Source organism: Streptomyces sp. NPDC020742, from assembly GCF_040641675.1.
Classification (GTDB): domain Bacteria; phylum Actinomycetota; class Actinomycetes; order Streptomycetales; family Streptomycetaceae; genus Streptomyces.
Genome location: NZ_JBFAEA010000054.1, coordinates 1 through 8,249, shown reverse-complemented (window position 1 = coordinate 8,249; position 8,249 = coordinate 1). Strand labels below are relative to the sequence as shown.

Annotated in this window: 6 protein-coding genes and 1 pseudogene; 3 read left to right on the top strand and 4 right to left on the bottom strand. The window is 70.6% G+C overall.

Annotation, left to right across the window (positions count from 1 at the left end):
* Positions 1 to 179 precede the first annotated feature (179 nt).
* Complete coding sequence (locus AB0G84_RS36130; RefSeq protein WP_361330940.1) at positions 180 to 2,585, bottom strand: SpoIIE family protein phosphatase; 2,406 nt, start codon at positions 2,583 to 2,585, stop codon at positions 180 to 182.
* Positions 2,586 to 3,343: 758 nt separating this feature from the next.
* On the opposite strand from AB0G84_RS36130, the gene AB0G84_RS36125 reads away from it, so the two are divergent.
* Both AB0G84_RS36125 and AB0G84_RS36120 read left to right on the top strand, forming a co-directional pair.
* Entirely contained in the window at positions 3,344 to 3,649 is a 306-nt protein-coding gene (locus tag AB0G84_RS36125) for a hypothetical protein (protein ID WP_361330937.1), read from the top strand.
* A gap of 47 nt (positions 3,650 to 3,696) precedes the next feature.
* Positions 3,697 to 4,938 carry an MFS transporter gene (locus AB0G84_RS36120; RefSeq protein WP_361330934.1) on the top strand — a complete coding sequence of 414 codons (1,242 nt, stop codon included), beginning with the start codon at positions 3,697 to 3,699 and terminating at the stop codon, positions 4,936 to 4,938.
* Between the two features lie 34 nt (positions 4,939 to 4,972).
* On the opposite strand, the pseudogene AB0G84_RS36115 reads toward AB0G84_RS36120, so the two are convergent.
* From AB0G84_RS36115 to AB0G84_RS36105, 3 genes and pseudogenes are all read right to left on the bottom strand, one after another.
* Positions 4,973 to 5,213, bottom strand: a pseudogene (locus tag AB0G84_RS36115) (hypothetical protein); the annotation flags it as partial.
* Between the two features lie 35 nt (positions 5,214 to 5,248).
* Positions 5,249 to 6,394, bottom strand: coding sequence for a serine hydrolase domain-containing protein (locus AB0G84_RS36110; RefSeq protein WP_361330931.1), 1,146 nt, complete (start codon positions 6,392 to 6,394; stop codon positions 5,249 to 5,251).
* A 204-nt stretch (positions 6,395 to 6,598) separates the two neighbouring features.
* A complete protein-coding gene (locus AB0G84_RS36105; protein ID WP_361330928.1) occupies positions 6,599 to 6,922 on the bottom strand; it encodes a cupin domain-containing protein in 324 nt (107 codons plus the stop codon).
* 70 nt (positions 6,923 to 6,992) lie between these two features.
* On the opposite strand from AB0G84_RS36105, the gene AB0G84_RS36100 reads away from it, so the two are divergent.
* A complete protein-coding gene (locus tag AB0G84_RS36100; protein WP_361330925.1) occupies positions 6,993 to 7,973 on the top strand; it encodes a helix-turn-helix domain-containing protein in 981 nt (326 codons plus the stop codon).
* The last annotated feature ends 276 nt before the right edge of the window (positions 7,974 to 8,249 follow it).

Genomic DNA, 8,249 nt, shown 5'->3' with positions numbered 1-8,249 from the left:
CATTCTCACCCATGCCGCTTCCGATGTTACGCGCGGGTAGCCTCGAACGGGCGGGTCAGTCAACGATGTTGGCCCCCACGGGGCGCAAGGGCCCGGGCCCAGTTGGGCGGGTGCGGCCCCGGCAGTACTGCGCCCCGGCACGGGACCGGGGGCCCCATGTCTCCTTGCAGACCCCGTGCTCAGTCAGTGGTGAGGAGTTGTTCGCACCAGATGGTTTTGCCCTCGCGGGTGTGGCGGGTGCCCCAGCGCTCGGTGAGTTGGGCGACCAGGAGGAGGCCGCGGCCGCCCTCGTCGGAGAGCCGGGCGCGGCGCATGTGCGGGGCGGTGCTGCTGCCGTCGGACACTTCGCAGATGAGGGTGCGGTCCCGGATCAGGCGCAGTTGGATGGGCCCGCCGGCGTAGCGGATGGCGTTGGTGACCAGTTCACTCACCACCAGCTCGGTCACGAAGCAGGCGTTCTCCAGCCCCCACGCGGCGAGCCGGCCGGTGGCCCAGGAGCGGGCGGTGGCCACGGTCGAGGGGTCGACGGGTACGTCCAGGACGGCGATCTGATCCATGTTCAGGGCTTGGGTGCGGGCGATGAGCAGGGCCGCGTCGTCGGCGGGGCGCTCCGGCAGCGAGGTTTCGAGCACATGGTCGCAGAGGGCGCCCAGTGAGGGTGCGGGTTCGGCGAGGGCGCGGCACAGCCGGTCGAGTGCGTCGTCGGGGTCGCGTTCACGGAAGCCGAGCAGCCCGTTGGTGTAGAGCGCGAGCAGGCTGCCGTCGGGGAGTTCGACCTCGGTGGATTCGAAGGGCAGGTCGCCCAGGCCGAGCGGCGGGCCCGCGGGCAGCGCGAGGAGGCGGACATCGCCCGCCGGGGTGACCACGGCCGGCGGAGGGTGCCCGGCACGGGCGAGACAGCAGGCCCGGCTGATCGGGTCGTAGACCGCGTAGAGGCAGGTGGCCCCGAGGACGGCGTTGTCGCCGATGGACTCGTTGTCTTCTGCGGCGAGCCGGATGACCACGTCATCGAGGTGGGTGAGCAACTCGTCCGGCGGCAGGTCGACATCGGCGAGGGTGCGCACCGCCGTGCGCAGCCGCCCCATGGTCGCGGCGGCCAGCAGGCCGTGGCCGACGACATCGCCGACGACCAGCGCCACCCTGCCGCCGGACAGCGGGATCACATCGAACCAGTCGCCGCCCAGCCCGGACTGGCCGCCCGCGGGGAGGTACCGGGAAGCGGTCTCGATGGCGGTCCGGGAGGGAAGGCCCTGCGGGAGCAGGCTCTGCTGGAGGGTGAGGGCGGCGGTGCGCTCGCGGGTGAAGCGGCGGGCGTTGTCCAGACAGACCGCGGCCCGGGCGACCAGCTCTTCGGCCAGGAGGCGGTCGTCGTCCGCGAAGGGTTCGCCGGTCCGCCGGAAGAAGACGGTGACGCCCAGCGTCATGCCCCGGGCGCGCACGGGAACGCTCATGATCGACTGGAAGCCGTACTCCTGGAACTTGCGGTCCCTGACCGGGTCGTCGGACAGCCAGGCCCGCATGTCGGGGTCCGTGACGTGATGGATGAGCGACCGGCCGGTCGCCATACAGCGCACCGGGGGCGAGTGCGCGGGGTAGTAGTCCGCCTCTCCGGGCCGGCGGACCGCCTCGGGAGCGCCTTCGAGGATCGACTGGTTCGCCACCCGGCGCAGCACCACGACACCGGCGAACGGACTGGGTTCGTCACCGGTGAGCATCGTCTCCAGCAAGTCGACGGTGACCCAGTCGGCGAGCCGGGGAACAGCCACGGCGGCGAGTTCCTGGGCCGTCTGCATGACGTCCAGCGTGCTGCCGATGCGGGTGCTGGCCTCGTTCAGCAGGGTCAGCCGCTCCCGTGCACGGTGCTGCTCGGTGACGTCCGAGACCGTGGTGCACAGTCCGAGGACCGCGCCCCGCGGGTCGTGCAGCGCGGAGGCCGAGACGGAGAAGACCCGCTCGTGGTCGGGAGCGGTGCGGATCCGGCCGTGCAGACCGTCGCAGAAGGCGGGTTCGCCGGTCTCGATCACCTGGCGCATCCACCGCTCCCACGCCTGGAGATCGGCCCCGGACACGACCTCCAGCAGGCGCTTGCCCCGGCGCTCGGCCTCGGACACACCGATCAGCTCGTCCATGGCGGCGTTCTGCCGCACACACCGCAGCTTGGTGTCGTAGACCGTCACCGCGACCGGGCAGCGGGTGAACAGCCAGTCCAGGATGGTCTGTTCGACCTCGTGCGGGAGGAAGCGGCCCGGTGCCTCCACCACCAGCATCCACTGGACCCGGGCGCCGTGACCCATGAACCGGTAGCCCAGCCCTCTCAGCTGGAGCAGACCGCCGTCCCGCCGCCGCGCGGAGAGTCTTCCCGACCAGCCGCCCTGCCCTGCCGGCAGGGCCCAGAAGGGCGGGGTGCCGTCGGGGACGAGCAGATCGGCGGCCGGTCGCCCCACGGCTTCCGCGGCCGGGTACCCGAGCAGCCGCTCGGCCTCCCGGCTCCAGCCCGTGACGGCCCCCCGGTCGTCGATCATGATCACAGGCACGAGCTCCGTGTCCGACAGCCGTTCCTGCCGAGGGGCGTCGTAGGTGTTCATGGCACCCACCTCACTCAGGCCTCCCAGGGTGCTTCTTTGGGATCCTTGTGGGCTCGGGGGTCCGGCTTGCGCATCCAAAGGAACGGCCCTGGCTTCCAGCATGCCCGAGCGCCCGGTCATGCTCAAACCCGCTGTGTGCCGGGACATATGCGCACCGTGCTGGTCAGCGGGGTAGGCCGGCGGCGGTGCAGCGGCGGTTGCCGCGACAACACCCCGCCGGGGCGGGTCAGGATTCGGCCACCCCTGACACGACGGCCGGCCCATTTCAACCGGTCCGGTGCGAGCGCCGTCGTGTCCGCCGCCATGTTTCAGACACTCCCCCATTTCCGGAGTTCCCTGTACTTGGCCACCTTCGACCGACTTCATATCGCCATCTCGGAATTTCTCGGGGTACGTTCTTCGATTCACCGTTATTCACCCGCTCGGAATGGCCGGCGCCCGGACACCACACCGAGGCGGGCACGGCGATACACCGTCCGGGCCGGGCCAGACACCCGCGCCCCTGCCAGCGGTGTCAGCAGTCAAAGCCCTCTTTGCCCTTGACAGATCTCTGCAAGATTCCCAGTGTTGACCCTCGGCGTTCGATGAGCGTCCGCGACGGCCGAGGTACGCGAAAACGACCGATGTAGCGCAATTCCTGAAGCTCAATTTATATATGCAGAATTCAACCAAGGGGCTGAAGGGGCCACCCGCACATTCGGCGCGGTCACGTGCCGTGGGGCACGGCCGTGCGCACAGCACGGATGGGGGAGAGAGCCATGAAAGCGAGCAAGGTCGGCGCGTCCGATGCGCCGGAGGCCGGGTTATCCCGGCTGGTTGATTTCCACGAGGTGGACCCGACCCCGCCGGGCGGCCACTGCTGGTTCCTCGGTGGCGAGGTCGCGGATCATCGGCACCCACGCGGGCATCTCGCAGGCCGTGTCGACGGGGATCCGCGCGCCGATCTGTCGGCCCTGCGCGCCGTACGCCTCGCCATGACCAGAGGCGAGCCGTACGCCTCGTCGCGAGCGGAGCCGAGCCCTACGCCGTGCGGAGTCCCGGCGGCGGTCCCGGTGCGGCGTTGAGCGGAACCGGAGCTCCGGAGACCATCCACCACCCAACGGGGGGAAGTGTGAAGAACAAGAGAGACCTCGGGCTGCTCACGGTTGCCCATGGGGTCAACGACATGTACCAGGGCGCGATCCCCGCATTACTGCCGTTCCTCCAGGCCGGGCGTGGTTACAGCTACACCCTGATCACCGGGATCACGCTGGCCGCCACCGGGCTGTCCAGCCTGATACAGCCACTGGTCGGGCTGCTGGCCGACCGTCGGCCGATGGGCTGGCTGGTGCCGGCCGGTATGGTCACCGCGGGAGTCGGGGTGGGCCTGTCCGGCCTGGGCGACGCGTATGTGTGGACGTGGATCGCGGTCGCGCTCGCCGGCATCGGGCACGCCGCGTTCCACCCGGCGGGCGCGATGGCGGCACGCACCCTCGGCGGCGGCGGTGCACGGTCGATAAGCGTCTTCGCCGCCGGCGGGAATATCGGCGCCGCCCTCGCCCCGCTCTATGTGTCCGTGGTGATCAACGGCGCCGGTATCTCCAGCACCTGGCTGCTCGCCCTGCCCGCCATCGTGATGGGCGCAGTCTGCCTGGTGACCCGGCATTCCTGGCAGATCGTCACCACAACTCCGCCGCACACCACGGGCGTTGACGGCAAGGCGGGGCAGACCGGCCGCCCGGACAACTGGCGGGCCTTCGGCACGCTCTCCGTCATCTCGGTGTTCTGGTCGATCCCGTACGTCGTCATGGGGTCGCTCGCCGCGCTGTACGTGATCAGCCGCTTCGGGGTCTCGGCGGCCACCGGCTCGGCCACCCTCACCGCGTTCACCGCGGGCGGCGTCGTCGGCACGCTGGCGGGCGGGTGGAGCGCCGAGCGCTGGGGCCGCCTGGCCGCCCTGCGCTACGGCTACCTCATCTCCGCCGTCGCCGTCGCCGGCGTCGTGCTCATGCCGCATATCGCCGGGGTGCTCGTCTGTGCCTTCCTCTACGGCACGGTCCTGTTCGTGCCGTTCGCCGCGCAGGTCACGCTGGCGCAGGACTACCTGCCCACCCGCATCGGCACGGCGAGCGGACTGACGCTGGGCGTCACCCTCTCGGCGGGCGGGCTCCTCTCGCCGCTCTTCGGCATGCTCGCCGACGCCTGGGGCATCCGCGCCGTGCTCGCCACTCTGATCGGCATCCTCCTCGTGCCGGCCGCCCTGGCGTGGCGCCTGCCCGAACCCCGCACGGCCGCATCACGCCCCACGCATCGCCACGGTGAGCATTCTGACGCCGTATCACCGCAGCCCGAGCAAGCGCAGGAGAGCCGATGACGGCCACGGTGCACGGTCTCGCCGAGGTTGGTGTCTACCGCCTGTCCTCGGCGGGTGCACCTTGCCCACGCCACCTCGTCAGTCGTGGCTGACCCGGTAGTTCCGCACGACCGGTGGCCCACAGGAGAGTGAGCCACCGGTCGGTGTCTGTCGGTGCAGGGGGAAAGAGGCGTGTCAGCACCCGGTGGCAAAGGTCCGCTTCCGGCATCCGGCCGACGCCGAGGCCCCTCGGCGATGCCCTGCAGGTGCACCAAGGTCTCGACCACGCCCATGGCGTCTCGCGGCCCGCCCGGTCAGGTTCATCGGCCTGCTACCGGCAGCCGCTGTTCCCGTTTCCGCCAGCGCGCATCGCTCGCCGGTACAACGTCGTCAGCGCGTCGTCGATGGGGTGGTGCTGCGGCTTGCCCGAAGAGTCCAGTGTGTTCCACCGTACGAGGTTCATGGCGACGGACATCTGTCGCTGGCCATCGGCACTGGTCAGGGACATCGTCGAGGCGCCCCAGACCGTACCGTCGTGGCCCCAGCAGGTGCCGCGCCCCGGGATGCTGACCTTGTGCAAGCCCAGGCCGTAGTTGACCCTCGTCCCGTCCAGGGCGCGGACCGGGACCGTGCACTGCATCTGCGCCAGCGACGACTGGTCGACGATCCCGCCGGCGAGCAGCATGCCGTAGAAACGGTTGAGGTCCGCAACGGTTGATACCAGGGCGGCCCCGAGCCCCACCCAGGACATGTCGTAGGTGCTGTAGTCGCGCGGCGGGTCGATCAGGCCGTACAAGGCCTCGTACATCCGCGCGTGCGGTCCCTCGATGTCCGGCTCGGCCGGAAACTCCGTGTGCCGGAGCCCAGCACGCTCGATGATGTTCCGGGTGATGTACTGCTCGGCCGTGGTACCCGTCACCTGCTCCAGGAGTTCACCGAGCAGCAGGTAGTTGGTGTTGGAGTACACCCCTGGGGTGCTACCCGGTGTGCCGACGGCGGGTGCCGCGACCCCCATGTCGATCAGCTCGGTCGGGCGGAACGTCCGGAACCGGTTGTCGTCCAGGCTCGCGGGCGAGACGCCCGACAGCGAGGGGAACGTCTTGAAGGACGGGTAGGCGCTGGGAAGGTATTCGGCGAGGCCGCTGGTGTGGTTGAGCAGCATCCGCACCGTGATCGAGTCGCCGCGCGCTCCGGGCACCAACCGCGGCAGGTAGTGGCCGATCGGCGCGTCCAGCCGGATCTGCCCCCGCTCGACCTGCTGGAGGACTGCGGCGGCGGTGAAGGTCTTGGTGACACTGCCGACGCGGTGCCGCATGTCGGGAGTGACGGGATCGCCCGTCGAGACGTCGGCGACCCCGGATGCGCCGCGCCATACCTGGTCACCGTCGCGCACCTCGGCGAACACCCCCGGTATCCCTGCGCGGTGCACCTCGTCGATCGCGGCATCCAGTTCTGCTGGCTGGAGTGAGTTCTGCACGGCTTCTCTTCCTCGTGATCAATGGGTGCGACGGGGACTCTCCCCGTGTTCTGGACATCGCCGGCCCGTCCGGCACGAGCACGCCGCAGGGCAGCGGCGGGTTCGGCGAGCTGTCTCTGCGGGACCTCGGCGGACCGGATCGCCTTCGAACCGTGCGGCGAGCGCCCGTGCCAGGCGTCGCGGGGCAGGCGGGAGTTCGACGCCCTAACGGGCGAGGATGCTGATGCCCAGCATGCGCCCGCCGGTTTCGGTCCGCGGGCGATGCGTACTGCCCGGCGCGAACACGACATAGCTGCCCGGACCGAGCCGCTGTCCCCGGTCGATGAACTCGCCCGCGATCACGTAATAGCGCTCTTCGCCCTCGTGCACGTCCACCTCGGGCCACTCGGCTCCCGGAGCGAAGTCGTACATCCAGCCACGGGCCCGCTCGGTAGCGGGCAGCCGCCGTCGGATGATCCCCGGGACGACCTCAACCGGGTCGACCTCGTCAACGTGCAGGATCCGTACGTCACTTGCCTCGTGCGTCATGCCCCCATCCTGGTGCGGACGTGCGCCCCCGCCCAGTGTCTGGATCGACACCTACAGGTACTTTGCTGCCATGGGTGTTCACCGAGTGGTCGCGCTGGTCCTGCCGCCGCAATCCACGTTCGAGCTGGCCTGCGCCGCTGAGGTCTTCGGTCTGCGCCGCCCCGGCCTGTCGAGTCGTTACACGTTCACGGTGTGCGCCGAGCGGCCGGGAGTGGTGCCGACCCTGGCGGGATACGACATGACGGTCAACGAGGACCTCACGGCGCTCAAGACGGCGGACACGGTGGTGATCCCCGGCTGGCACCACCACGCGGAGAGCGCCCCGCCCGCGGTGCTCGATGCGCTCCGGCGAGCGCACCGCCGCGGCGCCCGCATCGTCTCGATCTGCTCGGGTGCCTTTCTGTTGGCCCAGGCCGGATTGCTGACGCGCCGAAGGGCGACCACGCACTGGCGGCTCGCCGGCGAGCTCGCCGCCCGCTTCCCCCACGTGCAGGTCGAACCCGACACGCTGTACATCGACTTGGGCGACATCGCCACCAGCGCCGGCACCGCCGCCGGCATCGACCTGTGCCTGCATCTGGCCCGCGCCGACCACGGCGTCGCCCACGCGGCGCACATCGCCCGGCACATGGTGATGCCCCCGCACCGCGAGGGCGGGCAACTGCAGTACAGCACCGCGCCCCCGGCCGACCGCCCACCCCACTCGCTGGCCCCCGTCCTGGACTGGGCCACCGAACGGCTGCAACACCCCCTCACCGTCGACGACCTCGCCGCACAAGCCAAGATCTCGCCGCGGACACTTGCCCGCAGGTTCGCCGACCAGCTCGGCGTCAGCCCCGGCCGGTGGCTGCTCCAGCAGCGCGTCGCAGCGGCCCGGGCCCTTCTGGAGGAGACGGAACTCCCCGTGGAGACGATCGCGGTCCAGGTCGGTCTGTCCTCTGCCGTCAACCTCCGCAGGCGCTTCCACGCCCTGGTGCACACCACGCCCGCCGCCTATCGGCGCTCCTTCGGCCGCCACGGGCACGGCACGGCCTCGCGGCCAGGAGCCTGAGGAGGCACCCGTCGCACCCGGTACCCGTTGCACCCGGTAGCCGGTAGCCGGTACCCGGTTTCGATCAGCGTGCGTCTGGTCCAACGGGGCGCAGATCAGCGCGCGTTGCTGTCGGCGAGGCGGCCCACGCCGGCTTCACGGCCCTCGGTACGCGGCCGATGTGCCGCAACGCCGCGACCCCACGCCCCGCGCCCCGCGCCCCGTAGCCCCCCACAGCCCGCGTTAGCCAGGCGTAAGCGAAACACCAGTGGATCGGCAGTGGCGTGCGGGAAGGTA